Raw genomic sequence first — 25,409 nt, forward strand, 5'->3', positions numbered from 1 at the left:
CCACCCGCCCTCTCGCCGCCGGAGGTCTGCCCGCATGCCCGCCGAACCCGACGAACCGGAGACGCTCGCCGCCGAGCGCGCCCACCTGGCCGAGTCCCGCACCGCGCTGCGCCGGATGCGCGAGCACGCGGAGGGACTGTCCGCGGACGTTGCCGCCGACTGGGTGTCAAAGCAGTTCCTGGAGTCGCTGCTCGACCAGCGGATCGCGGCGCTCGCCGACCACCCGGACACGCCGCTGTTCTTCGGGCGCATGGACCGGGACGGCGGCGCCGGCGATGGTGCCGATCTGCCCGCCGTCATGTACGTGGGGCGGCGGCACGTCCATGACGGCGACGAAGGCAGGCCGCTCGTCCTGGACTGGCGCGCCCCCGTCTCCCGGGCGTTCTACCAGGCCGGGCCCGCCGATCCCATGGGCTGGCGGCTGCGGCGCCGCTTCGGGTTCCAGGCGGGCGAACTGACCGCGTTCGAGGACGAGCCCCTGGACGGCGGCGAGATCGGCCCGTCCCGCATCCTCACCGAGGAGATCGAGCGCCCCCGCACCGGGCCGATGCGCGACATCGTCGCCACCATCCAGCCGGAGCAGGACGTGATCGTCCGCGCCGACCTGCCCCGCAGCGTGTGCGTGCAGGGCGCCCCGGGCACCGGCAAGACCGCCGTCGGGCTGCACCGCGCCGCCTACCTGCTGTTCACGCACCGGGAGCGGCTGTCGCGGTCCGGCGTCCTCATCGTCGGGCCGAACCGGGCGTTCCTCGCCTACATCTCGGCGGTGCTGCCCGCCCTCGGCGAGGTCAGGGTCGAGCAGGCCACGATCGACGACCTGCTCGGCGAGCCGCTGGGGGCGGAGCCCCCGGCCGTGTCCGCCGCCAAGGGCGACGCGCGGATGGCGGACGTGCTCCGCAAGGCGCTCTGGCTGCACGTCCGCAAACCGGAGCAGGGCCTCGTCGTGACCCGGGGCGCCGCCCGCTACCGGCTCGCCGACCACGAGGTCCGCGAGATCGCCGCCGCGCTGCGCGGGACGACCCGGTACGGCAGCGGCCGGGCCGCGTTCGCGCAGCGCCTCGCCCACCAGATCCTCGTCCGGATGGAGCGGCGCGGCGAGGCACCCGACGACCGCGTCCAGGACCAGGTCGCGCGGAGCAGGCCGGTCAAGGAGGTCCTCGACGCGGTGTGGCCGAAGGTGACCGCCGAGCAGGTGCTGCACCGGCTGCTCTCGGACGCCGACTTCCTGCGGAAGGCGTCCAAGGGCGCCCTTGACGAGGACGAGCAGGCCGCGATCCGGTGGGCCAGGCCGGCCCGCTCCCACCGGTCCGCGAAATGGACCGCCGCCGACCGGGCGCTGCTGGACGAGCTGAACGACCTCATCGAGCGCACCACCTCCGTCGGCCACCTGGTCGTCGACGAGGCGCAGGACCTCTCCGCGATGCAGTTGCGGGCGCTCGGCCGCCGCTGCGGGACGGGCTCGGCGACCGTCCTCGGCGACCTCGCCCAGGGCACCACCGCCTGGTCCGCGCGCTCCTGGAAGGAGGTCCTCACCCACCTCGGCCAGGACGGCGAGGTCACCGAGCTGACGCTCGGCTTCCGCGTCCCAGGGACCGTCCTCGACTTCGCCGCCCGCCTGCTCCCGCATGTCGCGCCGGAGCTGGAACGGCCGCGCTCGCTGCGTCCCGGCCCCGGCGCGCTCGACGTGCGGCGCGTCCCCGACCTCGCCGCCGCGGCCGCCGGCGCCGCCCGCGACGCCCTCACCCGGTCCGGCTCGATCGGGCTGATCGTGCCGGACGCGCGGGCGGGCGCGTTCGCGGCGGCGCTGGAGGGCGCCGGGCTGGAGCACGAGGTCCTCGGGGCCGACTCCGACGGCACCGGGCGGCTGCTCGTCGTCCCGGCCACCCTCGCCAAGGGCCTGGAGTACGACCACGTGATCGTGGTCGAGCCCGCGGCCATCGCCGCCGCCGAGGCCCGCGGCCTGGCTCGCCTCTACGTCGTGCTGACCCGCGCCGTCACTTCCCTGACCGTCCTCCACGGGGACGACCTCCCGGCCGAACTGGCGATGTCGTAGCCGGCGGATACGGTGTGCCCGTGTTCACCGAGACCATCGATCTGCCCGCCGCGCCGCCGTTCGACCTCGCGCCGTCCCTCCGGTTCGTGTGCGGGTTCACGCCCACGTCCGGCGAGCAGTCGGTCCGGGACGGGGCGCTCACCAAAGCCCTGCGGGCCCGCGGCCGTACGGTTGTCGCCCAGATCGCACAGGCCGGGGACGGCGTGCGCCTCACCCTGCACGCCGCCGACCCGTTCACCCCGGACGTCGTCGAGGCGGCCGCCGACAGGGTCCGGTTCCATCTGAGCCTGGACGACGACCTCACCGCGTTCTACGCCCTCGGCCGCGACGATCCCGGATTCGCTCCCGTCCTCGACCGGCTCCACGGATACCACCAGGTCAAGTTCCCCACGCCGCTGGAGAACCTGGCGTGGGCGATCCTCTCGCAACGCACGCCGATCGCGGCCGCGGCCAAGGCGAAGCGGGCGCTGGCCGCGGAGTTCGGCGACCGGCTCACCGTGGACGGCACCGAGCACACCGCCTTCCCGGACATCGGCCAGCTCGTCACCCTGCCGGAGGGACGCGTCGTGGAACTGACCGGCAACCAGCGCAAGGGCGGCCACCTGCACGGCGCCCTGCATCGCTGGCACGAGACCGACGAGGACTTCCTCCGCACCGGCCCCTACGCGGAGGTCAAGGAGTTCCTGCTCGGCCTGCCCGGTGTCGGCCCCTGGTCGGCCAACTTCATCCTGATCCGCGGCCTCGGCCGGATGGACGAGACCCCGGTCGAGAAGGCCCTGCTCGGCGCGGCGTCACGCGCCTACGGCAGGGCGCTCACCGAGGCCGGGCTGCGCAAGCTCGCCGAACGGTACGGGCCGTGGCAGGGGTACTGGGCGCACTACCTGCGTGCGGCGGCCTGATCCTCGCACGCGCACGGGCGCAGGCCGTCGAGGGCGATCCGGAGCACGTCGTCGCGCGCTCCGGCGCGCCCGGCCGCGTAGGACATGCCCGCCAGCAGCGCCATGACCTCGCCGGAGCCGACGTCCACGCGGACGTCGCCCGCCTCCTGCGCCCGGTCGAGGAGGACGCCGAGGGCCGCCTTCAGCCCGGGCCCGACGCCTCCGGTGGCCTCGCGGGCGTCGATGCCCGCCTCCGCCAGCGCCTCGGTGACGGCCTGCTTGGTCGCCGCCTGCGAGACCACCCGCGAGAAGAAGCCGAAGAACGCGGCGCCCGGGTCGGCGGCGGACCGCAGCTCCTCCGCCTCGCCCGCGAGGCGCTCCAGCAGCGCGACCAGCACGGCCTCCAGCAGCGACTCCTTGGTCGGGAAGTGCCGGAACACCGTCCCGATCCCGACGCCCGCCTTGCGGGCGACCTCCTCGGTCGAGGCCGAGGTGCCCTGGACGGCGAAGACCTCCTCGGCCGCGGCGAGGACCTTGGCGCGGTTGCGCAGCGCGTCGGCGCGCAGCGGCCTGCCGGACCCGGGTGAAGTCATCGCGGCCTTCCGTTGACAAGTGGAGTCTTGACTCCGTATTTTCTCATTCGGAGCACATACTCCGATTGTAGGGGAGAGGTCATGTCCGAGTTCGCCAGCCCCCGGGCCGTCTTCCTGCGGCTGATCGACGGGATCACCGCACTGCGGCCCGAGGGGCTGCACCGGCTGTACGCCGAGGACGCGGTGGTCGTGCACCCGTTCGCCCATCCCGCCTCCCGGCTGGAAGGCCGCGAGGCGCTCCGCGCGCACTTCGTCCAGCTGGAGACGCTGCCCATGGAGATCAAGGCGCGCAACGTCGTCGTCCACGAGACCGCCGACCCGGAGGTGATCATCGCGGAGTTCGAGTACGAGGGCCGCAACACCGAGACGGGCCGCGAGTTCGTCGTGCCCAACATCTTCGTCCTGCGGGTCCGCAACGGGCACATCGTGGAGTCCCGCGACTACGCCCACCACCGCGCGTTCGACGAGGCGATGGCATGACGGCCCCCGCTCCCGCGACGCCCCGCGAGGTGTTCGCGCGGCTCAGCGCGGGCATCTCGGCCGGCCGCTGGGACGAGCTCGCCGCCCTCTACGCCGAGGACGCGGTCGTCGACCAGCCGTTCGCGCTGCCGCCCGCGCCGCCGCACCTGGAGGGCCGCGCCGTGCTCGACCGGCACTTCCGCGCCGCCGGCGCCGGGCCCCTCGAACTGCGCGCGCGGAACGTGGTGGTGCACGACACCGCCGACCCCGAGGTGATCGTCGCGGAGTTCGACTACGAGGGCCGCGTCGCCACCACCGGGCGGACGTTCCGCGTCGCCAACGTCCAGGTGCTGCGGATCCGGGACGGCCTCATCGTCGAGACGCGCGACTACCACGACCATCCCGGGCTCGCCCGGGCGATGGCGCCCGGCGGGGCCGGTTGACGCGCGGTCCCGGCGGTTTCTAGGCTGGACGGATCATACCGACCGGTTGGTATGTCCGATCCGGGTGGCCCGCCCGCCACCCGCGCCCGCGCGGAGGTCCGCCCCTGTGAGCACAGCACAGCCCGACACCGACGAGCTGAGCAGGAGGGTCGGCGGGTTCCTCGCCGCACACGACCCCTCGGCCATGGAGCCGCTGGAGTTCCTGCGGGCCCGGTTCGACGCCGGGCTCGCCTGGGTCCACTACCCGGAGGGCCTCGGCGGCCTCGGCGCGCCGCGGCACCTCCAGGCCGCCGTCGACCGCCGGTTCGCCAAGGCGGGCGCGCCGACCAACCGTCCCGAGCGCATCGGCATCGGGCTGGGCATGGCCGCACCGACGATCCTCGCGTTCGGCACCGAGGAGCAGAAGCGCCGCTTCCTGCGCCCCCTGTGGACCGGCGAGGAACCGTGGTGCCAGCTGTTCAGCGAGCCCGGCGCCGGGTCCGACCTCGCCGCGCTCGCCACCCGCGCCGTCCGCGACGGCGACGCCTGGACGGTCAGCGGCCAGAAGGTGTGGACGTCCATGGCGCACGAGGCGCGCTGGGCGATCCTCGTCACCCGCACCGACCCGGACGTCCCCAAGCACCGCGGCATGACCTACTTCGTCTGCGACATGACCGCGCCGGGCGTCGAGGTCAGGCCGCTGCGGCAGATCACCGGCGAGGCCGAGTTCAACGAGGTGTTCCTCACCGACGTGCGGATCCCCGACGAGCACCGGCTCGGCGACGTCGGGCAGGGCTGGCGGGTGTCCACCACGACGCTGATGAACGAGCGCGTCGCGATCGGCGGCAACGCCGCGCCGCGCGAGAGCGGCATGATCGGCGTGGTCGCCGCGCTGTGGCGCGACCGTCCCGAGCTGCGCACCCCGGGCCTGCACGACGCCGTGCTGCGGGCGTGGGTGGAGACCGAGGCGGCCCGGCTCACCGGAGCCCGGCTGCGCCAGCAGCTGACCGCCGGGCAGCCCGGCCCCGAGGGATCGGGCGCCAAGCTCGCCTTCGCCAAGCTCAACCAGGAGGTGTCCGGCCTGGAGCTGGAGCTGCTCGGCGAGGACGGCCTGCGCTACGACGACTGGACCATGCGCCGCCCCACCGAGGTCGACTTCACCCGCCGCTCGCCCGGCTACCGCTACCTGCGCGCCAAGGGCAACTCCATCGAGGGCGGCACCTCGGAGATCCTGCGCAACATCATCGCCGAGCGCGTCCTCGGCCTGCCCGGCGAGATCCGCGTCGACAAGGACGTGCCGTGGAAGGACCTGCCCCGATGACCGAGCTTGCGAGCGACCTCCTCTACTCCGAGATCGAGAACGACCTGCGCGCGAGCGTCCGCGAGGTACTGGACGACAAGGCGCCCTGGACCTCCGTCCTCGCCGGCATCGAGAAGGACGAGCCGTACGACGCGGGACTGTGGCGGACCGTCGCCGCCCAGCTCGGCTGCGCCGGGCTGCCGGTCCCCGAGGACCTCGGCGGCGCCGGCGCCACCTGGCGGGAGACCGCCGTGGTGATGGAGGAGCTGGGCCGGTTTGCCGCGCCCGTCCCGTTCCTGACCAGCTCGGTGGTCGCGACGGCCGCGCTGCTGACCGCCGGTGAGCGGGAGCTGCTCGCGCGGCTCGCCGCGGGGGAGAGGATCGCGGTCCTGGCCGTCCCGTTCAGCACCGTGCCCGGAGCGGTGGCCGACACCGTCCGGGTCGCGGACGGGACGCTGATCGGCGAGGTCACCAGCGTCGCCGACGGCATGGCGGCCGACGTCCTCCTCGTCCCGGCCGGCGGCGGCCTGTACGCGGTGGACGCCGCCGATGCCCGCCGCACCGCCGTCACGTCGCTCGACATGACCCGCCGGCTCGCCGACGTGGCCTTCTCCGGCGCGCCCGCCACGCGTGTCGCCGAGGGCGGCGACGCAGTGCGCCGGGCGCTGCTGACCGGTGCCGCGATGCTGGCGTCCGAGCAGTTGGGCCTGGCCGAGCGCTGCCTGGACGACACGGTCGCCTATGTGAAGACGCGGTACCAGTTCGGACGCCCGGTCGGCTCCTACCAGGGCCTCAAGCACCGGCTCGCCGACCTGTGGACGTCGATCACGCAGGCCCGCGCCGTCGCCCGCCACGCCGCCTCCTGCGTGGCCGCGGACGATGCCGACACGCCGATCGCGGTCGCCGTCGCGCAGGCGCACTGCTCGGCGGTCGCCCTCAAGGCCGCCGAGGAATGCGTGCAGATGCACGGCGGCATCGGCTTCACCTGGGAGCACGCTGCGCATCTCTACCTGAAGCGCGCCAAGGCCGACGCCATCGGGTTGGGCACGCCCGACCTGCACCGCGCGGCCCTCGCCGCCCTGGTCGACCTGCCGCCCGCCTGACGCCCGGACGGACGGCCCCGGGCAGGGGGCCGTCCGGCTATCCGGTGATGACCGCCAGGATCCGTGTGCCCTCGGTGAAGGCGCCGCGCTCGGCCAGGGCGAAGACGCCGAACATCATCTTGGCCGTGTAGATCCGGTCGAGGACGATTCCGTGCCGGCCGGCGAAATCGTCGATGAACGCGTCCAGCTCTGGGGTCCTCTTGGCGTAGCCGCCGAAGTGGAAGCCGTCTTCGACGCGCCAGTCCCCGCGCCGCCTGCCGTACGTCTCACGCTGGAGCCGCTCCACCTCGGCGTGCATGAAACCGCCCTTCAGCACGGAGAACCCGATGGCGCACTGGCGCGGGGCCAGGCCGGCGGCGAGCCCGGCGAGCGTCCCGCCCGTCCCGCACGGGCAGCAGACGACGTCGAAACCCGGGACCTCCGCGCCCAGTTCCTCGCAGCCCTTGACGGCGAGAGCGTTGCTCCCGCCTTCCGGCAGCAGGTAGAAGCCGCCCCACCGTTCCCGCAGCGCTTCGACGACATCGGGGTCGTGCTTGCGCCGGTAGGCGGTGCGGTCCAGGTAGGTGAGCCGCATGCCCATCCGCTCGGCATAGGCGAGCACGTCGTTCAGCGGCAGATGCTCCTCGCCCCGGACCACCCCGATGGTCGCGAACCCGAAGATCCTCCCGGCCGCGGCCGTCGCCCGGATGTGGTTGGAGTAGGCGCCGCCGAACGTGAGGAGCGTCCCGTGCTCGCGCGCGGGCCCGATGTTGTGCCTGAGCTTGCGCCACTTGTTGCCGGGCAGCTCCGGATGGATGAGGTCGTCGCGCTTCAGGAACAGCCGCAGCCCCCGCCGCCGCACGCGGTCGTCCGCCAGCTCCACGACGGGGGAGGCCGTCACGGCAGCGGCAGGCGGAGCTTCTCGCGGAGCGTCCGCTGCACCTCGTCGATGCCCGGCCGCGCGTCCACCGTCACCACGTACTCCTTGCGGCCGAACAGCTCCAGGATCGGGTCGGTCTTGCCGTGGTAGTCGCGCAGCCGCCCGGCGAGCGCGTCCTCGGTGTCGTCCTCCCGGGTCACCAGCTCGCCCCCGCACACGTCGCATCGCCCCTCCTCGGTGGGGCGGTCGGCGATCAGGTTGTAGTCCATCCCGCAGCGCGAGCACAGCCGCCGTCCGAGCACGCGGCGGCGGACCTCCTCGTCCGGCAGGTCCAGGTGGATCACGCCGTCGATGTCGTAGCTCTCCAGGAAGAACTCCGTCTGCCTGCGGCTGCGCGGGAACCCGTCGACGACGAACCCGTAGTTCCAGTCGTGCTGGTCGAGCCGCTCCCGGACGACGCTCTCCGCGAGATCGTCACCGACCAGGTCGCCGGCCGCCATGATGCGCCGCACCTGCGCACCCAGCTTGGTGTGGTTCTTGACGTGCCAGCGGAAGATGTCGCCGACGCTGATGTGCACGATGTCCAGGTCCCGCGCCAGCAGCCCCGACTGCGTTCCCTTGCCGCTGCCGATGGCTCCGATGATCACGTACTTGCGCATGGGGAGAGCCTATGCGGGGCCCGTCCCGGTCACAGCGGGAGGCGCAGGCGGCGGCCCAGCCGGCGGAACCGCGAGCCCGGGATCTGCTCGGGCGACTCGTCCCGCACCGTCAGCGACTCCAGCAGCGCGTCGAACGCGGGCGGCCGGACGCACACCAGCGTCGCGCGGGCCCGCCGGGCGCAGTGCAGCCGCACCGACGGCCGCAGCAGCCGCGAGAACGGGCCGCGCGTCCCGCGCCCGACGACCAGGATGTCGTCGTCGCCCGCCAGCCGCACCAGGGTCGCGCCCGGCTCGCCGACGAGCGCCAGCGCGCTCATGTCCACGCCGTCGGGCGGCCCGCCGCACACCTCCTGCAGCAGCCGCGCGATGAGCTCGGCGCCCGAGCCGCGCAGCGCCTCGGTGATGCCGCAGCCGAGCTGCCCGGCCGCCGACACGTGCGGCGGCAGCGGGGCGGCGTGCGCCACCAGCAGCGGCAGCCTCCGCAGCCGCGCCTCGCCGACCGCCCAGGACAGCGCGCAGCGCGCCCCCGCGGAGTCGTCCACCCCCACCACGACGCGGGGGCCGCCGTCGGGTCTCGCGATCACGGTCCGGTCCCTCCTGTGGCCGCCGGGTGACGACAGTCTAGACAGCAGGCATACCCGTTCCAGCGCGCAAGTTCTACGTTTTGGAAACACGGGTTCGCGACGAAGGCGCGCCCGCTGGACCGCCCGGCGCCGCCCGGGGCACACTTCGGGTATGGCCGCACCGCACGAGACCGACCCTTCCTGCGCCGTCGCGCACGGCGATGCCCCGCCCCCCTCGGGGGAGCGGACACTGGTCGCGGTGTTCGCCGGCCCCGTCGCCGACCACCTGCTGCGCTACGCGCCGGACCTCGGCTACCGGACGTTCCTCGTCGACCCCGACAAGGAGCGCGACGGCACCGCCGACCTCCCGCCGCTCGACGCCACCGCCGACGTCGTGGTGACCGACCACCACCGCCCCGAGCTCGGGGCCGTCCTGCGGGACGTCCTGACGCAGCCGGTCCGGTGGGTCGGCGTGATGGGCAACCCCCGGCACCCCGCCCCGCACATCCCCGCGCTCACCGAGCTGGGCGTCCCCGCGGCCGACATCGCCCGCGTGCACCGCCCGATCGGCCTGAACATCGGCTCGAAGTCCCCGGCGGAGATCGCCATCGCGGCGCTCGCCGGCCTGATCGCCGACCGCAACGGCCGCTCCGGCGGCTTCGAGTTCTAGCGCCGCGCGTTCCTAGCAGGGCGGGTCGAAGGGCTCGGATCCCAGATGGCGGCGCCACTCCGCCTCGGTGACCGGCGTTCCCGCCGTCGCGCAGATCCGGCCGGCGACCTCGGCCGGGTCCAGGTTCCACAGCCTGGCCTCGCGTCCCGCCCCGGCGGTGACCAGGAGGGGCCGCCGCGTTCCGGCGACGTCGATGTAGAGCGCCTCCTCGGACCCGCCGAGGGTCGCCAGCATGGACGGACGGGACGGCGTGGAGGTGTCCCACAGCCAGATGGTCCCGTCGCCGGCGGCCGCCGCGAGCACGTCGCCCGGACCGTAGGCGAGCGAGTAGATGTAGTTCGTCGGCCCGCGCAGGCGTCGCGCCAGCGCACGCGGGTGCGTGCGGTCATGGAGATCCCAGAGGACGACGGTGCTGTCGGCGCCGGCGGTGGCCAGCGTCCGGCCGTCCGCGCTGAACACCACCGCGAACACGTAGTTCTCGTACGCGGTCAGGGGCCGGCCCAGCATGACCGGATGCCGGGCGTCGGAGACGTCCCACAGCAGGACGGTGTTGCCCGCCGTACCGTAGGCGAGCGTCCGCCCGTCCGGGCTGAACGCGGCCTGGAAGGCGTAGTTGGCCGCGCCGGACAGCACGGCGGCGCGCCGCGGCGCACGCGGGTCGCTCACGTCCCACAGCCGTGCGGCGCCTTCGGTGGTGCCGATCGCGAGCGTGCCGGCGTCCGGGCTCAGCGCGGCGGCTCCGGACGCCGTCCCGGCCCGGCCGCGTCCTCGATCGCCGGGCCGAGCGGCGCGGGGCGGCGCGGGTCGGCCACCGACCACAGCCGCGCGGTGCCGGACTGGCCCGCCAGCGCGAGGACGCGGCCGTCGCCGCTCAGCCCCGCGGCGAAGATCCCGCCCTCGGGTCCCTCGATGACCGGCCCGGGGAGGTCCCAGATCCTGGCGGTGCCGTCGGCGGCCGCGGTGGCGAGCGCGCCCGACCGCAGGAACGCCACCGCCGTCACCGGACCCGGGTGCGGCAGCGTCGTCCGCAGCGTCCGGCCGGGAAGGTCCCAGACCCACACCTGCCCGTCGGAGCTCGCGGCGGCCAGCGACCGGCCGTCCGGGGCGAAGGCCACCCCGTTGACCCACGTCTTCGGGCCCTTCAGCGGCGCGCCGGCCGGCACGGCCCGCGAACCGTCCATCCGCCACAGCCGGACGCCCCCGTCCCCGTTGCCCGCCGCCAGCGCCGTCCCGTCGGGGCTGAACGCGACCGCCAGGACCGATTTCGCGCCCGCGGGCAGTGAACGGCCCAGGGGCTTGCGGCGGGCCACGTCCACGAGCCGGACCTCGCCGCTTCGAATCCCGCGGCGAGCGTCCGGCCGTCCGGGCTGAACGCCACGGTGTGCGCCGGTGCCGCCCCCTCCACCAGGACCCGGCCGCCCGGCTCGGGACGTGCCAGGTCCCAGACGCGGACGGTCTTGTCGGCACTGGCCGCGACGAGGGTCTCGCCGGCTGGGTCGAACGCCACCGCGTACACGGTGCTGCGCGGCCCGGTGAGCGCACGGGCGGCCCCGCCGAGCCGCCGCACCATCAGCGTGCCCCCGCCGCCGCCGTCGGCGACCATCGTGCCGTCCGGGCTGAATGCCACGCTGTAGACGGTGTCGGAGTGGCCGCCGAGCGGCCCGCCGATCTGCACGGGATGCCCGCGGTCGGCGATGTTCCAGAGCGTGCGGCCGTCCCCGGCGACGGCCACCGCCTGCAGGACGCCGTGCGCGCCCGCGATCCGGGTCACGGCCGGACCGGAGAAGGACTCCAGCAGGCCGGCCCGCGCCTCCGGGGTGCGCGCGACCCGGTAGGCGGCCAGCGCGGTCTGGTTCGCGAGGGCCACGTCCTTCTCGCGCAGCTTCCCGGACTCGGCCGCGACCTGCCGCGACACCGCGGCGTCGCGCTGCCGGTCGGCGGTGCGCCGCTGGTGCAGCGTGACCGCCGCCAGGCCGAGCGCCAGCAGCGACACCGCCGACAGGACGGCGATCAGCCGCCGCCCGCGCCGCACCAGCCGGCGGGTGGCCCGCGCCTCCGCGTCCCGCTGCTCCACCGAGGCGGCCAGGAAGCGCAGCTCCTGGTCGTTCAGCCCGGCGCCCCGCCGCGGGTCGGCGGCGAGGTCCTCGCTCTCGGCGAGCCACGCCCCGCGCAGCAGGGTCCCCGGGTCGCGGCCCGACTCCTCCCACGCCGTCGCGCCCGCGGTGAGCCGGTGGTGGGTGCGCAGCCCCGCCCGGTCGGCCTCCAGCCAGGAGCGCAGCCGCGGCCAGGCGAACAGCAGCGCCTCGTGGGCGATCTCGACGCCGTTGGCGCCGGCGGTGACCAGGCGCTCCCCGACGAACAGGTCGAGGACGTCCCGGACGCCCTCCCCGAGTTCGCGCTCGGCCACCCGGCGCCGGGTCACGCCCGTGTCGTCGGCGATGTGCACGAGCCGCAGGAACAGCCGCCGGGCGATGTCGCGCTCCGCCGCGTCCAGCGCGCGGTAGACCCGGTCGGCCGTGGCGGCGACGGCGCCCTCGATCCCGCCGCTCTCGCGGTAGCCGGCGATGGTGAGCGTCCCCTGCCGCTGCCGCTCCCACGTCGACAGCAGCGCGTGCGACAGCAGCGGCAGCGTGCCGCTCTCGTGGGCGGCGCCGCTCCGCGCGCCCGGTGCCGGGCTCACCTCGCGCAGCAGCAGATCCGCCAGCCCGGGGATCATGACAGGTGAAGGCGGGCACCCGGCCATGATGAGCGACCGCGAGTACGCATCCGACGGCGACGACGAGCGCGACGGCCCGGCGGGCCTCGCCCGGCGCCGCCGCCCCGGCGGACCGGGCGGCGGCGCACTTCCACGACCCCGTGCACGCCGACGGCGACATCGTCGCGGGGGACAAGATCGTCCAGCATCCGGCACCCCGGTTCGCGCCGCCCGCGCGGCAGCTGCCCGCGGCGCCCCGCGACTTCGTCGGGCGGGCGCTGGAGCTCGCCGCGATGGACGAGGCGCTCGCCTCGGCCGGCGACACGGCGGGCGAGCGCGGCTCGGCGACCGTGGTGCAGATCCACGGCATGGCCGGCGTCGGCAAGACGTCGCTGGTCCTGCACTGGGCCCACCGCAACGCCGGCCGCTTCGACGAGCACGTCTTCCTCGATCTGCACGGCCCGTCGCGGAACGCGGCGACGCCCGCGCGGGCGCTGTTCCGGCAGCTGTGCGACCTCGGCCTGGCGGCCGGCGACATCCCGGCGGACGAGGCCCGCCGCGCCGCCCTGTTCCGGTCCCTCGTGGCCGAGCGCCGCGTCCTGCTGGTGCTCGACAACGCCGCGGACGCCGGCCAGATCGTCCCGCTGGTCCCCGGCGGGCCCGGCTGGAGGGCCTGGTCGCGCGGTTCGGCGCCGTGTCGGTCCCGGTCGACCCGCTCACCACCGACGAGTCCCGCACGCTCGTGACGCGGCTGCTCGGCGGCGACCGCGGCGAGCGGGAGCCGCAGGCGGTCGCTGACCTCGCCGACTCGTGCGCGCGGCTGCCGCTCGCCATCCGCATCGCGACGGTCGGGCTCGCCGCCGAGCCGACCGGCTCGGTGGCGGCGGCGGTGGACGAGCTGACCTGCGGCGGCAGGCTCGACGCGCTCGCCCTCGACGAGGACGCGGGCCTCGCCGTCCGGCCCGCCTTCGACCTGTCTACGACGGGCTGACCGCCCGGGAGCAGGGCGTCTTCCGGATGCTCGGCCTGCTGCACGGCTACGACTTCGGCGCCGAGAGCCTCGCCGCGCTGCTCGCCGTGCCCGTCCGGGAGGCCCGCGGGCTGCTGCGCGGCCTCGTCCGCCGGCATCTCGGCGAGCACGGGACGCCCGGCCGGTTCCGCCTCCACGAGCTGCTCAGCGGGTACGCGGCCGAGCGGCTCGCCCGCGAGGACGGGACCGCGGCCGACCCCGCCGCCCGGCGCCTGCTCGACTGGTACCTGACCCGCGTGCGGGAGGCCGCGGCGGCGCTCGGGCCCTCGGCGACCGGCCCCGCGGCCGGGGCGGCGCCGCCCTCCCCGGGCACCGCCGCGGCGGCGCTCGCCTGGTTCGAGGCGGAGCGGGCGGCCGTGGTCGCGATGGCCCGCCAGGCGGCCGAGCGCGGCGGGCCGGCACTCGCCTGGCGGTTCGCCGACGCGCTGTTCCACCTGCTCAGGCGGACAAGCACGGCGCCGACAACCTGGAGGTGCACCGGCTCGGCCTGGCCGCCGCGCGGGCCGCGGGCGACCGGCGCTCCGAGGCGCTCATGCTCGACCAGCTCGCCGTCGTGCACTGCGACCGCGGCAACCACGCCGAGGCCGCCGAGGACGCGAAGGCGGCGTACGAGGTCTTCACCGAGCTCGGCGACCACCGCCGGGCGGGGTGGGCGCTCAACACGCGCTCGCGCGTCGGACGGCTGTGCTGCCGCTACCAGGAGGCCCTCGACTACGGGGAGCACGCGCTGGAGGTCCTGACGGAGGAGCGCGACCGGCAGGGCGCCGGGCAGGCGCTCGAGCAGATCGAGCAGGTGCACTGGCGGCTCGCGCACCACCGGACCGCGCTCCGGTACGCGCGCGAGTCGCTGCGCGTGCACCGGGAGCTGCGGGGCGGCGCCGGCGAGGCCGACGCGCTGGAGATGATCTCCCGCATCCTGCGCCGCCTCGGCCGCGTCGACCGCGCCCTGCACTACGCGCGGCGGGCGCTCGACGTCCGCGAGCGGCTCGGCGACCGGCGGGGCCAGGGCGAGGTCCTCGACGGCATGTCCCGCGCGCTGCGCTGCAGCGGCCGCCTCGACGAGGCGCTGCGGCACGCGGAGGACGCGCTGCGCATCCGCGAGGACATCGGGGACCTGACCGGGGTCGCCGTCAGCCTCATCAGCCGCGCCCGCGTCCTGGAGAACCTGGGCGACTGCCCGGCGGCCTTCGCCGACGCCACCCGCGCCCTCCGGATCTGCCAGGACTTCCGCGACCAGTACGGGGAGGCGGAGGCGCTGTGCACCATCGTCCAGTTCCACCACGACTCCGGGCAGTACGAGACGGCCATCCGGCACGCCCGCCACGCCCTGGCCATCAGGGACCGGATCGGGGACGAGCACGGGGTGGCGTCGGCGCTGAACCTCATCGCGCTGGTGGAGCGGCGGCTCGGCCGGCACGCGGACGCCCGCCGCGACGTCGACCGGGCCCTCGCCCTCCAGCGCAGGATGAAGGACGGGTACGGGCTCGGCAAGACGCTGAACAACCTCGCCGAGATCGAGCGCAGCGCGGGCCGGTACGGCGAGGCCCTCGCGCACGCTGTCGCCGCCTTCGCCATCCACGCGAGGGCCGGCGTCGGCCGCGGCGAGCGCATCGCCTAGGGCGCCAGCCTCGCGACCATCGCCCGGATCCAGTGCAGGATGGGCGACCACGAGGCGGCGCTGCGGCACGCCGGCGAGGCGCTGCGCGTCCAGCGCGAGACCGCCGACCGGTACGGGCAGGGCGTGACCCTGGACGTCCTCGCCCGGCTCGGCATCCGCACGGGCGGCTACGCCGACGCCGCCGGCCGGGCCGAGGAGTCGCTGCGGATCCGCCGCGAGATCGGCGACCGGCGCGGGATCGCCGAGAGCACCGCCAAGATCGCGCTCGTCCGCTGGCACCAGAGCTGCTACGACGAGGCCCGCTCCCGCGCCCGGGAGGCGCTCGCGATCCAGCGGGAGATCGGTGACCTCGCCGGGGCCAGCAGCGCCCTGTACGTCCTCGCCCGCATCCACGCGCGCACCGCCCGCTACACGCGGGCGCGGGAGTGCGCCCAGGAGTCGCTGGACATCTGCCGCCGCACCGGCGACCGGCACGGCGAGACCGACGACCTGCTCACGCTCGCCCACATCGACCGCAGGCAGGCCCGCTACGGCCGCGCGCTGCGGACGGCCCTCGAGGTCGCCGCCGGCCTCGCCCTGCGGGCGCTTGCCCTGCACCGCGAGATCGACGACCGCCGCGGCGAGGCCGACAGCCTCGGCACCCTCGCGCACGCGCGGTGGCGGCTCGGGGACGAGCAGGCGGCGCTGGCGGCGCTGCGGATCCAGCGGGAGACCGCCGACCGGTACGGGCAGGGCGAGATCCTCGACCTGCTCGCCCGCATCCACCGCAACGCCGGGCGCTACCCCGAGGCGCTCGCGCTGGTCACCCGGGCCCTCGCGCTGCGCCGCGAGATCGGCGACCGCCGCGGCGCGGCCGACAGCCTGAACACGCTTTCGCGCCTCATGCGGCGGCTCGGCGAGACCGCCGAGGCGCTCGGCCACGGCCGCAGGGCGCTGGTGATCCGGTACGAGATCGACGACCGCCGCGGCGAGGCCGACACCCTCGACAACCTCGCCCGCGTGCACGAGGCCGCGGGCGGCCACGAGGAGGCCCTCCGGCACGCGCTCGGCGCGCTGGAGATCCAGGCCCGCATCGGCGACCGGTGGGGGCGGGGCCGCAGCCTCCTGCTGCTGGGCCGGCTTCAACTGGTGCTCGGCCGGCGCGAGGAGGCGCGCCGGTACCTGGTGCAGGCGGCGGCCGTCTGCGCGAAGACCGGGGACGGGGCGGCCGCGGACGACGCCCGCGAGCTGCTGGCGGACCTGCTGGGCTGAGCACGGCAGGTACGCCGGACCGGAGGACGGCCGGGACCGGACGCGTAGAATTGCGGTGTCGCCCCTGTTCTGTCGGTGGGCTCGTCTACGGTCGGGAACGACGAGGCACGCTGGCCCGCCGTCCGGGCGACGCCGCCGAGCAGAGGTGATGACCACCATGGCGAACAGCACCATCGACACAGACCGCGACTTCCAGGAGCTCGCCGACCCGTACCGGCGCGAGCTGCTGGCGCACTGCTACCGGATGCTCGGCTCGATCCACGACGCCGAAGACCTGGTGCAGGAGACGTATCTGCGGGCGTGGCGCTCCTACGGCGACTTCGAGGGGCGCTCCTCGCTGCGGACGTGGCTGTACCGGATCGCCACGAACGTGTGCCTGACGGCGATCGACCAGCGCGGCAGGCGCCCCATGCCGACCGGGTTGGGCGGGCCGAGCGACGAGCCGGAGCGGCCCGTCGTGGCCGCCGACGAGGTGCCGTGGCTGGAGCCCGTCCCCGACAGCGTGCTCGGCGCCGACGCCGCCGACCCCGCCACGATCGTCGCCGCGCGGGAGAGCACCCGGCTGGCGTTCGTCGCCGCCCTGCAGCATCTGCCCGCCAAGCAGCGGGTCGTGCTGATCCTGCGGGACGTGCTGAAGTGGCGGGCCGCGGAGGTCGCCGAGCTGCTCGACACCTCCACCGCCGCGGTCAACAGCGCGCTGCAGCGGGCGCGGGCGCAGCTGGAGCAGGACGCGCCGATGCGCGACCGGCTGGTCGAGCCGACCGGCCCGGACCAGCGCGACTTGCTCGAACGCTACGCCAAGGCGTTCGAGGACGCCGACATCACCGGGCTCATCGAGCTGTTCAAGAAGGACATCATCTGGGAGATGCCGCCGTTCCCCGAGTGGTTCCTCGGCGCGGAGAACGTCGTCCGGCTCATCATCGCGCAGTGCGCGCCCACTCCGGGCGAGCTGCGGATGGTGCCGGCCGCCGCGAACGGGCAGCCCGCCTTCGGGCTGTACAGGCGCGACGAGAACGGCGTGCACCTGCCGTACCACCTGCAGGTGCTCAGCGTCACCGGCGACGGCGTCGCGCACGCGTCGGTGTTCTTCGACACGAGCCTGTTCCCCCTGTTCGGGCTGCCCGAACGGCTCTGACCGCGACCCCCGTCTTCCACTGGACGGAAACCCGGGTTCGGTGCGTGCGCCGCCGGCTGCGAGGGTGGTAGCCGGCGGCGGCACCGCGCCGGCCGCCCGCGCAGTGAGAACCGGCGCAGTGGGAACGGGAAGGTGGCAGCGCATGACGCACCCGCCGTACCTGTCCCCGGGCTACAAGAGCACCGTGCTCCGCGCCCCGGGGCAGGAACTGATCATGCCGAAGCTCGGCCCGGACAGCGTCGAGCTGGCCTCGCCGGTCTTCGGGCACCAGGAGCTCGGCCGCAAGGACGAGGACCTCACCGTCCAGCACGCCGGCGAGCCGCTCGGCGAGCGGATCATCGTGACCGGGCGGGTCCTCGACGGCGCCGGCCGGCCCGTCCGGGGCGCGCTCGTGGAGGTGTGGCAGGCGAACGCCGCGGGACGGTACGGCCACCTCGGCGACATCCACCCGGCGCCGCTCGACCCGAACTTCACCGGCGCCGGGCGCTGCCTCACCGACGGCGACGGCCGCTACCGGTTCGTCACCATCAAGCCCGGCGCCTACCCGTGGGGAAACCACCACAACGCGTGGCGGCCGGCGCACATCCACTTCTCGGTGTTCGGCACCGCCTTCACCCAGCGGCTCGTCACGCAGATGTACTTCCCGGGCGACCCGCTGTTCGCCTACGACCCGATCTTCCAGTCGATCCCGGAGGAGAAGGACCGGGAGAAGCTCGTCTCGCGGTTCGACATGGACACCACCGAGCCGGAGTGGGCGCTCGGCTACCAGTGGGACATCGTCCTCGGCGACACCCCGATGGAGGCCTGATGACCACGCCCTCCCAGACCGTCGGCCCGTTCTTCGGCTACGCGCTGCCCTACGACGCGGGCCCGGAGGTCGTGCCGCCCTGGCGCCCGGACGCGATCAGCGTGCGCGGACGCGTCCTCGACGGCGCCGGCGAGCCGGTGCCGGACGCGCTGCTGGAGATCTGGCAGGCCGACGGGAACGGCGAGATCCCGCGGCGCCCCGGCGGCATCGTCCGGGCCGGGCACGGGTTCTCCGGATTCGGCCGGTGCGGCACCGACGCCGCCGGCGGCTACTGGTTCAGCACCGTCAAGCCCGGCGCGACCGGCGGCGCGGCCCCCTACATCGCCGTCCTGATCTTCGCGCGCGGGCTGCTCAAGCCCGTCTTCACCCGGCTGTACTTCCCCGAGGACGAGGCCGCCCACGCGAGCGACCCGCTGCTCGGCGAGGTCCCGGACGCGCGGCGCGCGACGCTGGTCGCCGAGCGCGCGGGCGAGCGGGAGTACCGTTTCGACGTGCGGCTGCAAGGGGAGGGGGAGACGGTCTTCCTTGGTTTCTGACGAACGCCGGGGGGCCGGCGAGCAGCGCCCGGCGGTGCCGCCGGACGCCGGGCTGCTGTCCCCGGTCCGGGCGGGGACGGAGGCGGAGGCCGCCACGAGCGACCTCGCCTACCTGACCGCGATGCTGGACGCGGAGGCGGCGCTGGCCCGCGCGCAGGCCCGGCTCGGGATCGTCCCCGCGGACGCCGCCGAGGCGATCACCGAGGCCGCCGACGCCGGCCGGATCGACCTCGTCGGGGTCGCCCGCCGGGCGCGCGGCTCCGGCAACCCCGTGGTGCCGCTGGCCGCCGACCTGCGCGCCCTCGCGGGCGGCGCCGCGGAGCACGTCCACAAGGGCGCCACCAGCCAGGACATCGCCGATACCGGCGCCATGCTCGTCGCGGCCCGCGCCAGGCGCGTCGTCCTCGCCCACCTCGACCGGGCACTGGACGCGCTGGCCGGGCTCGCGGCGCGGTACCGCGACACCCCGATGGCGGCGCGCACGCTCGGCCGGCAGGCGCTGCCGACGACGTTCGGCGCGAAGGCCGCGAACTGGCTGCTGGGCTGCCTGGAGGCGCGGGAGCGGCTGGCCGCTTTGGCGCTGCCCGTCCAGCTCGGCGGCCCCGCCGGGACCCTGGACGCCTTCGGCGAGCAGGCGCTCGACCTGGTCGCGGCCTACGCGCGGGAGACGGGGCTGGCGTGCCCCGTCCTGCCCTGGCACACCCGCCGCACGCCGGTCGCCGACCTCGCGGCGGCGCTGGCGCTGGTCACCGGCGCCCTCGGCAAGATCGCCACCGATGTGTGGCTGCTGTCGCAGAGCGAGGTCGGCGAGGTCGCCGAGGCGGCGGGCGCGGGGAGGGGCGGCTCGTCGTCGATGCCGCACAAGCGCAACCCCGCGCTGTCCACCCTGATCCGGTCGGCCGCGCTGCAGGTCCCGGCGCAGGTCCAGGTGATCCTCGCCGCGCAGGCCGCGCCGCACGAGCGGCCGGCGGGGGAGTGGCACGCCGAATGGCTGCCGCTCCGCGAATGCCTGCGGCTGGCCGGCGGCGCCGCCGAGACCGCCGCCGAGCTGCTGGACGGCCTGGAGGTGTCCACGGAGCTGATGCAGGCCGACCTCGACGACCTGCTGGACGTGCTCGGCGACGACCCCGGGCCCGGCGCCGCGGCCGTCCTCGTCGGCCAGGCCCTCGACGCGTACCGCAGGAGCCGCACGTGACCGTGCCCCAGCACCGCCTGGACGGCCCGGAGGACGCGCCCGTCGTCGTCCTCGGCCCGTCCCTCGGCACGTCCATGGACCTGTGGCTGCCGCAGCTGCCCGCGCTGACCCGGACCTGGCGGGTGCTGCGCTACGACCTGCCCGGCCACGGCGGCGCGCCGGCGCCGGGCGGCCCGTTCACCATCGGCGACCTCGCTGGCGGGATCATCGCCCTGCTCGACGGCCTCGGCGTCGACCGGGCCGCCTATGCCGGAGTGTCGCTCGGCGGCGCCGTCGGGACGGCGCTCGCGATCCGCGCCCCGGACCGCGTCGCCTCCCTGGTCCTGTGCTGCACGTCCCCGCGCTTCGGCGATCCCGGCCCCTGGCGCGACCGGGCCGCGCTCGTCCGCCGCGAGGGCGTCGGGCCGGTGGCCGACACGGCGGCGGGACGCTGGTTCACCCGGTCCTTCACCGGCGCCGAACCCTACGTGGCGATGCTCCGCGCGACCGATCCCGAAGGCTACGCGGGCTGCTGCGACGCCCTGGCCGGTTTCGACGCGACCGGGCGGCTCGCGGAGATCACAGCGCCGGCCCTGGTGATCGCCGGATCCCAGGACGGCCCGACCCCGCCGCAGGGGCACGCCGACCGGCTCGCCGCCGGCATCCCCGACGCCCGGCTGACCGTCATCGAGGGCGCCGGGCACCTGGCGAACGCCGAACGCCCGGTGGCGGTCACCAAGGCGGTCACCGCACACCTGGACCGCACCTGGAAGGGACCCGGCCGATGAGCCAGCGCAGCGACGACGAGGGCGCGACCGACGCTCAGCGCCACGCGCAGGGCATGCGGACGCGCCGCGACGTGCTCGGTGACGCGCACGTCGACCGCGCCGAGGCCCGCAAGGACGGCTTCACCGCCGACTTCCAGGACATGATCACCCGGTACGCGTGGGGCGAGATCTGGAGCCGCCCCGGGCTGGACCGCAAGACCCGCAGCTGCATCACCCTCACCGCGATGGTCGCCGGCGGCCACCTGGACGAGCTCGCCATGCACGTGCGCGCCGCGCTCCGCAACGGGCTGACCCGCGACGAGATCAAGGAGGTGCTCCTGCAGACGGCGATCTATTGTGGAGTGCCCGCCGCGAACTCGGCGTTCGCCGTCGCCCAGCGGGTACTCACCGAACAGGAGTGACGGGCGCGAGCCCGGGCGGAGGGCCACGTGGCAGCTGACAGGGCGGAACGGGCACGGCCGGTCAGCGTGGCGGGCAAGGTGATGGCCATCCTGAACGCGTTCGCGCAGGGCGGCGTCCGGCTCAACCTGAGCGAGATCTGCCGCCGGTCGGGGCTGCCGCTCGCGACCGGCCACCGCCTCGTCGGGGAGCTGGCCGCCGGCGGGTTCCTGGAGCGGGTCCCCGACGGGACGTACCGCATCGGCACCCGGCTGTGGCGCATCGGCAGCCAGGCGCCGGCCGTCACCGGGCTGCGCGAGCTGGCCCTCCCGCACATGGAGGACCTCTACGAGGCGACGCACGACAACGTCCAGCTCGGCGTCCTGCGGGAGGACCGCGTGCTGATCGTCGAGCGGCTGCGCGGCACCCGCTCGGTGCCGGTCGTGACGCAGGTCGGCGCGATGCTGCCGCTGCACACCACCGGCGTCGGCAAGGTGCTGCTGGCCTACGCGCCGCCGGAGGTGCGGGAGAAGGTCCTGGCCGGCGAGCTGGCCCGGCACGCGGTGCGGTCCATCACCGACCCGGCGGAGCTGCGCCGCTGCCTCGAGCAGGTCCGCCGGTCGGGCTACGCGCTGACCCGAGACGAGATGACGCTGGGCGCGGCGTCGGCCGGCGCCCCCGTGCGGGACGGGGCGGGCGACGTGGTCGCGGCGATGTCGCTGGTGGCGGGCACCCGCGCCGCCGACCTGCGGCGGCTGCTCCCGCCGCTGACGACGGCGGCGCGGGCGCTCTCGCGGGACGTGGCGGCGCACTGGCGCGGGCATCCCGACGCGTTTTCCGTTGAGCGGAAGACCGGCGCTTGAACCTGCGGCGATGCGCGCGAGCATCGCCGGGTGAACCGACTGCGAGGAGGAGCGATGCGTACCCAGGTCGCGATCATCGGCGGCGGCCCCGCGGGACTGCTGCTGTCCCACCTGCTCCATCTGGAGGGGATCGACTCGGTGGTCCTGGAGAGCCGGGACCGCGGCTATGTGGAGCATCGGCAGCGGGCGGGGATGCTGGAGCAGGGTACGACCGACGTGCTGCGCGAGTCGGGGGCGGGGGAGCGGCTCGACCGGGAGGGGCTCGTCCACCACGGTCTCGAGCTGCGGTTCGGCGGCGCGGGGCACCGGATCCCGCTGACCGACCTGACCGGCCGGACCGTCACCGTCTACGCGCAGACCGAGATCGTCAAGGACCTGGTCGCCAAGCGGCTGGCGGACGGCGGCGACGTGCGGTTCGAGGCCGAGGCCGTGGAACTGGACGCGTCGGCGCCGAGCGTGACGTTCCGGAGCGGCGGCGAGACGCACACCCTCGACTGCGACTACATCGCGGGCTGCGACGGCTTCCACGGGGTCAGCCGCCCGGCGGTGCCGGGCCTGCGGACCTTCGAGCGCGAGTACCCGTTCGCCTGGCTCGGGATCCTCGCCGACGTCGCGCCGTCCACCGAGGAACTGATCTACGCCAACCACGACCGCGGGTTCGCGCTGCACAGCCTCCGCTCGCCGCACGTGAGCCGCCTCTACCTCCAGGTGGCGCCGGACGAGGACATCGCCGCGTGGTCCGATGCCCGCATCTGGGACGAGCTGGCGACGCGGTTCGCCACCGACGACGGCTGGAAGCTGCACGAGGGCCCGATCACCGACAAGTCGGTCACCCCGATGCGCAGCTTCGTGGCCGAGCCGATGCGGCACGACCGGCTGTTCCTCGCCGGGGACGCCGGCCACATCGTCCCGCCGACCGGGGCGAAGGGCCTGAACCTCGCGGTGTCCGACGTGATCATCCTGGCGCGGGCGTTCGCCGAGCGGTACGCCTCGGGCTCGCAGACGCTGCTGGACGCCTACTCCGACGCGTGCCTGCGGCGGGTCTGGCGGGCCGAGCACTTCTCGTACTGGATGACCACGCTGCTGCACGCCGACCCGGCGGCGACCGACTTCGAGCGGCGGCTCCAGCGCTCCCACCTGGACTATGTGGCCTCCTCGGAGGCGGCGAAGGCGTCCCTGGCCGAGAACTACACGGGCCTCCCCATTCCCTAGCGCCCATTCCCCGGCGGCGGTCTCCGTCCCGCCGGCGCAGTGAGATGCACGTCACGTAATTTGGCAGACCCTGTAATTTTGCCATGTAGGCAAGTTCGGTCTACCGTGGGCGTGTCCGTGGTAGACGCGGACGTCCCATGACCGTCCGGGGGAGATGAATTGGCCACGTTCCTGTACCGCCTCGGCCGCTTCTCCTTCCGCCGGCGCCGGCTCGTCGCACTGCTGTGGGTGGGGCTCCTCGTGCTCGCCGGGGTGGGCGCCGCCGCCCTGAAGGGCCCCACGTCCAGCGACTTCTCGATCCCCGGCACCGAGGCGCAGCGGGCGGTCGACCTGCTCCGGGACCGGATGCCGGAGGCCTCCGCCGACGGCGCCACCGCCCGGGTCGTGCTCGCCGCGCCCTCCGGCGGGACGGTCACCGATCCGGCCGGCAAGGCCGCCGTCGAGCGGGTCGTCGGCAGGCTGAAGGCCGCGCCGCAGGTCGCCTCCGTCACCGACCCCTACCGGGCAGGCGCGGTGTCGGCGGACGGGCGGATCGCGTACACGCAGGTCACCTACAAGGCCACCCCGATCGACGTGACCGGCGAGGCGCGGGACGCGCTCGCCGCGGCCGCCGAGCCCGGCCGCGCCGCCGGGCTCCAGGTCGAGATGGGCGGCACCGCCACCGAGGGCATGCCGGAGCAGAGCGCCACCGAGGTCATCGGCGTCGCGGTCGCGGCGGTCGTGCTGATCATCACCTTCGGGTCGCTGATCGCGGCCGGCCTGCCGCTGCTGACCGCGATCCTCGGCGTGGGCATCGCGATGGCGGCGATCACCGCGGCCACCGGCCTGTTCGAGATGAGCTCGACGACCTCGACGCTCGCGCTGATGCTCGGCCTCGCCGTCGCGATCGACTACGCCCTGTTCATCGTCTCCCGGTACCGGCACGAACTGGCGGAGGGGCGGTCCGGCGAGGAGGCGGCCGGGCGGGCCGCCGGCACCGCCGGGTCCGCGGTGGTGTTCGCCGGGCTGACCGTCGTCATCGCCCTGGCCGGGCTCGCGGTCGTCGGCATCCCGATCCTCACCGAGATGGGGCTGGCCGCCGCGTTCGCCGTGGTCGTCGCCGTCCTCATCGCGCTCAGCCTGCTGCCCGCCCTGCTCGGCCTCGCCGGCCGCCGGGTGCTCGGCGGCCGGCTCCCCGGCCTGCGCGGCGGCGGGACCCGGCACGGGAAGGCGCCGCTCGGGGAGCGGTGGGCGCGGTTCGTCGTCCGCCGCCCGCTGCCGGTGCTGCTCGTCGCGGTCGCCGGTCTCGGCGTCGTCGCCGCGCCCGCCCTGGACCTGCGGCTCGGCCTGCCCGGCGACGAGATCGCCGCGTCCGGCAGCACCCAGCGCAAGGCCTACGACCTGCTCGCCGAGGGGTTCGGCCCCGGCTTCAACGGCCCGCTCATGGTCGTCGTGGACGGCGGGGGCAGCGGCCAGGCCAGGGCCTCCGCGCAGCGGTTCGCGGGCGAGGTCAAGGGCATGGCGGACGTCGCCGCCGTCACGCCGCCCCTCGTCGACCGCACCGGGGACACCGCCGTGCTGAGCGTCGTCCCCGAGAGCGGGCCCAGCACCGAGCGGACCGAGGACCTGGTCTCGCAGATCCGCGACCGGAGCGACGCGACCGGGGTCGAAGCCATGGTGACCGGGCAGACCGCGATGGCGATCGACGTGTCCGCCAAGCTCGGCCAGGCCCTCGCGCCCTACCTCGCCGTCGTCGTCGGCCTCGCGTTCATCCTGCTCATGCTGGTGTTCCGGTCGCTGCTCGTGCCGCTGAAGGCCACCCTCGGGTTCCTGCTGACCGTCGCGGCCACGTTCGGCGCCGTCGTCGCGGTCTTCCAATGGGGCTGGCTCGCCGGGCTGCTCGGCGTCGCCGAGACCGGGCCGATCATGAGCATCCTGCCGGTCTTCCTGATCGGCGTCGTGTTCGGCCTGGCCATGGACTACCAGGTGTTCCTCGTCACCCGGATGCGCGAGGAGCACGTGCACGGCGCCGCCCCGGCCGAGGCCGTCGTCACCGGGTTCCGGCACGGCGCCCGCGTCGTCACCGCCGCGGCCGTGATCATGATCGCGGTGTTCGCCGGCTTCGTCGCCTCCGGCGAGTCGATGATCAAGATGATGGGGTTCGCGCTGGCGGCCGGCGTCGCGTTCGACGCGTTCGTGGTCCGGATGACGATCGTGCCCGCGGTGATGGCGCTGTCGGGGCGCGCCGCGTGGTGGCTGCCGGGGTGGCTGGCGCGCGCCGTTCCCAACGTGGACGTGGAAGGTGAGAGGCTTCGGCATCTGCTCGACGACGCCGGACGGCCCGCCCCCGGGCGGGAGCCCGCCCGGGCCCGGTCGTGACCGG

28 protein-coding genes are annotated in these 25,409 nt (G+C 75.2%); 20 read left to right on the forward strand and 8 right to left on the reverse strand.

Going from position 1 to position 25,409, the window contains the following annotated elements; all coding sequences use genetic code 11:
* Nucleotides 1-34 precede the first annotated feature (34 nt).
* Together E1293_RS17870 and E1293_RS17875 are read left to right on the forward strand one after the other, a co-directional pair.
* Nucleotides 35-2,053, forward strand: a complete 2,019-nt coding sequence (locus tag E1293_RS17870) for a HelD family protein (protein WP_132198548.1) — start codon at nucleotides 35-37, stop codon at nucleotides 2,051-2,053.
* Nucleotides 2,054-2,073: 20 nt separating this feature from the next.
* Nucleotides 2,074-2,952, forward strand: a complete 879-nt coding sequence (locus E1293_RS17875; protein WP_207938908.1) for a DNA-3-methyladenine glycosylase family protein — start codon at nucleotides 2,074-2,076, stop codon at nucleotides 2,950-2,952.
* Here E1293_RS17875 and E1293_RS17880 read toward each other — a convergent pair.
* Nucleotides 2,931-3,524: a TetR/AcrR family transcriptional regulator gene (locus E1293_RS17880; RefSeq protein WP_132198550.1), complete on the reverse strand. Its 594-nt coding sequence runs from the start codon at nucleotides 3,522-3,524 to the stop codon at nucleotides 2,931-2,933. The genes E1293_RS17875 and E1293_RS17880 overlap by 22 nt on opposite strands.
* 81 nt (nucleotides 3,525-3,605) lie before the next feature.
* Between E1293_RS17880 and E1293_RS17885 the strand changes: the two genes are divergently transcribed.
* From E1293_RS17885 to E1293_RS17900, 4 genes are all read left to right on the forward strand, one after another.
* Entirely contained in the window at nucleotides 3,606-4,004 is a 399-nt protein-coding gene (locus tag E1293_RS17885; RefSeq protein WP_132198551.1) for a nuclear transport factor 2 family protein, read from the forward strand.
* Complete coding sequence (locus E1293_RS17890) at nucleotides 4,001-4,426, forward strand: nuclear transport factor 2 family protein (protein ID WP_132198552.1); 426 nt, start codon at nucleotides 4,001-4,003, stop codon at nucleotides 4,424-4,426. The genes E1293_RS17885 and E1293_RS17890 overlap by 4 nt, the downstream gene beginning before the upstream one ends.
* 106 nt (nucleotides 4,427-4,532) lie before the next feature.
* Entirely contained in the window at nucleotides 4,533-5,726 is a 1,194-nt protein-coding gene (locus E1293_RS17895) for an acyl-CoA dehydrogenase family protein (protein ID WP_132198553.1), read from the forward strand.
* On the forward strand, nucleotides 5,723-6,808 hold the full coding sequence (locus E1293_RS17900) for an acyl-CoA dehydrogenase family protein (RefSeq protein WP_132198554.1): 1,086 nt from the start codon (nucleotides 5,723-5,725) through the stop codon (nucleotides 6,806-6,808). Before E1293_RS17895 ends, E1293_RS17900 begins: the two co-directional genes overlap by 4 nt.
* A gap of 37 nt (nucleotides 6,809-6,845) precedes the next feature.
* Here the strand turns inward: E1293_RS17900 and E1293_RS17905 are convergent, their stop codons facing one another.
* The 3 genes from E1293_RS17905 to E1293_RS17915 are packed head-to-tail and all read right to left on the reverse strand — an operon-like array spanning nucleotide 6,846 to nucleotide 8,910.
* The gene (locus E1293_RS17905) at nucleotides 6,846-7,688 is read right to left on the reverse strand and encodes a 1-aminocyclopropane-1-carboxylate deaminase/D-cysteine desulfhydrase (protein WP_132198555.1); all 843 of its coding nucleotides are present in this window, start codon (nucleotides 7,686-7,688) and stop codon (nucleotides 6,846-6,848) included.
* On the reverse strand, nucleotides 7,685-8,326 hold the full coding sequence (locus tag E1293_RS17910) for an adenylate kinase family protein (RefSeq protein WP_132198556.1): 642 nt from the start codon (nucleotides 8,324-8,326) through the stop codon (nucleotides 7,685-7,687). Before E1293_RS17910 ends, E1293_RS17905 begins: the two co-directional genes overlap by 4 nt.
* A gap of 29 nt (nucleotides 8,327-8,355) precedes the next feature.
* A complete protein-coding gene (locus tag E1293_RS17915; protein ID WP_165978263.1) occupies nucleotides 8,356-8,910 on the reverse strand; it encodes a universal stress protein in 555 nt (184 codons plus the stop codon).
* Nucleotides 8,911-9,061: 151 nt separating this feature from the next.
* Between E1293_RS17915 and E1293_RS17920 the strand changes: the two genes are divergently transcribed.
* Nucleotides 9,062-9,559: an XdhC family protein gene (locus E1293_RS17920; protein ID WP_132198558.1), complete on the forward strand. Its 498-nt coding sequence runs from the start codon at nucleotides 9,062-9,064 to the stop codon at nucleotides 9,557-9,559.
* Nucleotides 9,560-9,571: 12 nt separating this feature from the next.
* Here E1293_RS17920 and E1293_RS17925 read toward each other — a convergent pair whose 3' ends face one another.
* The 3 genes from E1293_RS17925 to E1293_RS17935 are packed head-to-tail and all read right to left on the reverse strand — an operon-like array spanning nucleotide 9,572 to nucleotide 12,275.
* Complete coding sequence (locus tag E1293_RS17925) at nucleotides 9,572-10,378, reverse strand: WD40 repeat domain-containing protein (protein WP_165978264.1); 807 nt, start codon at nucleotides 10,376-10,378, stop codon at nucleotides 9,572-9,574.
* The gene (locus E1293_RS47500; RefSeq protein WP_424923646.1) at nucleotides 10,285-10,815 is read right to left on the reverse strand and encodes a WD40 repeat domain-containing protein; all 531 of its coding nucleotides are present in this window, start codon (nucleotides 10,813-10,815) and stop codon (nucleotides 10,285-10,287) included. Before E1293_RS47500 ends, E1293_RS17925 begins: the two co-directional genes overlap by 94 nt.
* Entirely contained in the window at nucleotides 10,701-12,275 is a 1,575-nt protein-coding gene (locus tag E1293_RS17935; RefSeq protein ID WP_132198560.1) for a WD40 repeat domain-containing protein, read from the reverse strand. The genes E1293_RS47500 and E1293_RS17935 overlap by 115 nt, the downstream gene beginning before the upstream one ends.
* 140 nt (nucleotides 12,276-12,415) lie before the next feature.
* Between E1293_RS17935 and E1293_RS17940 the strand changes: the two genes are divergently transcribed.
* Nucleotides 12,416-13,000, forward strand: coding sequence for an AAA family ATPase (locus E1293_RS17940; RefSeq protein WP_132198561.1), 585 nt, complete (start codon nucleotides 12,416-12,418; stop codon nucleotides 12,998-13,000).
* Nucleotides 12,949-13,245 carry a hypothetical protein gene (locus tag E1293_RS17945; protein ID WP_132198562.1) on the forward strand — a complete coding sequence of 99 codons (297 nt, stop codon included), beginning with the start codon at nucleotides 12,949-12,951 and terminating at the stop codon, nucleotides 13,243-13,245. Before E1293_RS17940 ends, E1293_RS17945 begins: the two co-directional genes overlap by 52 nt.
* A gap of 46 nt (nucleotides 13,246-13,291) precedes the next feature.
* Here the strand turns inward: E1293_RS17945 and E1293_RS17950 are convergent, their stop codons facing one another.
* Nucleotides 13,292-13,738 (reverse strand): hypothetical protein, encoded by a 447-nt coding sequence (locus E1293_RS17950; protein WP_132198563.1) that lies wholly within the window; start codon nucleotides 13,736-13,738, stop codon nucleotides 13,292-13,294.
* An 18-nt stretch (nucleotides 13,739-13,756) separates the two neighbouring features.
* Between E1293_RS17950 and E1293_RS17955 the strand changes: the two genes are divergently transcribed.
* The 11 genes from E1293_RS17955 to E1293_RS18000 all read left to right on the forward strand — a co-directional run bounded on the left by E1293_RS17955 (nucleotide 13,757) and on the right by E1293_RS18000 (nucleotide 25,405).
* A complete protein-coding gene (locus E1293_RS17955; RefSeq protein ID WP_132198564.1) occupies nucleotides 13,757-14,902 on the forward strand; it encodes a tetratricopeptide repeat protein in 1,146 nt (381 codons plus the stop codon).
* 27 nt (nucleotides 14,903-14,929) lie between these two features.
* Nucleotides 14,930-16,153 carry a tetratricopeptide repeat protein gene (locus E1293_RS17960; protein WP_279473222.1) on the forward strand — a complete coding sequence of 408 codons (1,224 nt, stop codon included), beginning with the start codon at nucleotides 14,930-14,932 and terminating at the stop codon, nucleotides 16,151-16,153.
* Nucleotides 16,154-16,301: 148 nt separating this feature from the next.
* Entirely contained in the window at nucleotides 16,302-17,288 is a 987-nt protein-coding gene (locus E1293_RS17965) for a sigma-70 family RNA polymerase sigma factor (RefSeq protein WP_132198566.1), read from the forward strand.
* A 142-nt stretch (nucleotides 17,289-17,430) separates the two neighbouring features.
* Nucleotides 17,431-18,096 carry a protocatechuate 3,4-dioxygenase subunit beta gene (gene pcaH / locus E1293_RS17970; RefSeq protein WP_132198567.1) on the forward strand — a complete coding sequence of 222 codons (666 nt, stop codon included), beginning with the start codon at nucleotides 17,431-17,433 and terminating at the stop codon, nucleotides 18,094-18,096.
* Nucleotides 18,096-18,632 (forward strand): protocatechuate 3,4-dioxygenase subunit alpha, encoded by a 537-nt coding sequence (gene pcaG, locus E1293_RS17975; RefSeq protein ID WP_132198568.1) that lies wholly within the window; start codon nucleotides 18,096-18,098, stop codon nucleotides 18,630-18,632. Before pcaH ends, pcaG begins: the two co-directional genes overlap by 1 nt.
* The gene (gene pcaB, locus E1293_RS17980) at nucleotides 18,622-19,827 is read left to right on the forward strand and encodes a 3-carboxy-cis,cis-muconate cycloisomerase (RefSeq protein ID WP_243716301.1); all 1,206 of its coding nucleotides are present in this window, start codon (nucleotides 18,622-18,624) and stop codon (nucleotides 19,825-19,827) included. Before pcaG ends, pcaB begins: the two co-directional genes overlap by 11 nt.
* Entirely contained in the window at nucleotides 19,824-20,594 is a 771-nt protein-coding gene (gene pcaD / locus E1293_RS17985; RefSeq protein ID WP_341770197.1) for a 3-oxoadipate enol-lactonase, read from the forward strand. The genes pcaB and pcaD overlap by 4 nt, the downstream gene beginning before the upstream one ends.
* Entirely contained in the window at nucleotides 20,591-20,995 is a 405-nt protein-coding gene (gene pcaC, locus E1293_RS50485) for a 4-carboxymuconolactone decarboxylase (RefSeq protein ID WP_341770198.1), read from the forward strand. Before pcaD ends, pcaC begins: the two co-directional genes overlap by 4 nt.
* Before the next feature lie 27 nt (nucleotides 20,996-21,022).
* A complete protein-coding gene (locus tag E1293_RS17990) occupies nucleotides 21,023-21,835 on the forward strand; it encodes an IclR family transcriptional regulator (protein WP_243716302.1) in 813 nt (270 codons plus the stop codon).
* Nucleotides 21,836-21,889: 54 nt separating this feature from the next.
* Nucleotides 21,890-23,047 (forward strand): 4-hydroxybenzoate 3-monooxygenase, encoded by a 1,158-nt coding sequence (locus E1293_RS17995; protein WP_132198569.1) that lies wholly within the window; start codon nucleotides 21,890-21,892, stop codon nucleotides 23,045-23,047.
* A 159-nt stretch (nucleotides 23,048-23,206) separates the two neighbouring features.
* Complete coding sequence (locus E1293_RS18000) at nucleotides 23,207-25,405, forward strand: MMPL family transporter (protein ID WP_132198570.1); 2,199 nt, start codon at nucleotides 23,207-23,209, stop codon at nucleotides 25,403-25,405.
* The last annotated feature ends 4 nt before the right edge of the window (nucleotides 25,406-25,409 follow it).

This window comes from Actinomadura darangshiensis (assembly GCF_004349235.1).
In the GTDB taxonomy this organism is placed as follows: Bacteria; Actinomycetota; Actinomycetes; order Streptosporangiales; family Streptosporangiaceae; genus Spirillospora; species Spirillospora darangshiensis.

Bases quoted from the DNA above. Each gene is read 5' to 3' on its own strand.
- E1293_RS17870 (WP_132198548.1), top strand. From the start codon at position 35: ATGCCCGCCGAACCCGACGAACCGGAGACGCTCGCCGCCGAGCGCGCC.
- E1293_RS17920 (WP_132198558.1), top strand. From the start codon at position 9,062: ATGGCCGCACCGCACGAGACCGACCCTTCCTGCGCCGTCGCGCACGGC.
- E1293_RS17885 (WP_132198551.1), top strand. From the start codon at position 3,606: ATGTCCGAGTTCGCCAGCCCCCGGGCCGTCTTCCTGCGGCTGATCGAC.
- E1293_RS17995 (WP_132198569.1), top strand. From the start codon at position 21,890: ATGCGTACCCAGGTCGCGATCATCGGCGGCGGCCCCGCGGGACTGCTG.
- E1293_RS17910 (WP_132198556.1), bottom strand. From the start codon at position 8,326: ATGCGCAAGTACGTGATCATCGGAGCCATCGGCAGCGGCAAGGGAACG.
- E1293_RS17900 (WP_132198554.1), top strand. From the start codon at position 5,723: ATGACCGAGCTTGCGAGCGACCTCCTCTACTCCGAGATCGAGAACGAC.
- E1293_RS17965 (WP_132198566.1), top strand. From the start codon at position 16,302: ATGACCACCATGGCGAACAGCACCATCGACACAGACCGCGACTTCCAG.
- E1293_RS17935 (WP_132198560.1), bottom strand. From the start codon at position 12,275: ATGATCCCCGGGCTGGCGGATCTGCTGCTGCGCGAGGTGAGCCCGGCA.
- pcaG (WP_132198568.1), top strand. From the start codon at position 18,096: ATGACCACGCCCTCCCAGACCGTCGGCCCGTTCTTCGGCTACGCGCTG.
- pcaC (WP_341770198.1), top strand. From the start codon at position 20,591: ATGAGCCAGCGCAGCGACGACGAGGGCGCGACCGACGCTCAGCGCCAC.
- E1293_RS17880 (WP_132198550.1), bottom strand. From the start codon at position 3,524: ATGACTTCACCCGGGTCCGGCAGGCCGCTGCGCGCCGACGCGCTGCGC.
- E1293_RS17890 (WP_132198552.1), top strand. From the start codon at position 4,001: ATGACGGCCCCCGCTCCCGCGACGCCCCGCGAGGTGTTCGCGCGGCTC.
- pcaH (WP_132198567.1), top strand. From the start codon at position 17,431: ATGACGCACCCGCCGTACCTGTCCCCGGGCTACAAGAGCACCGTGCTC.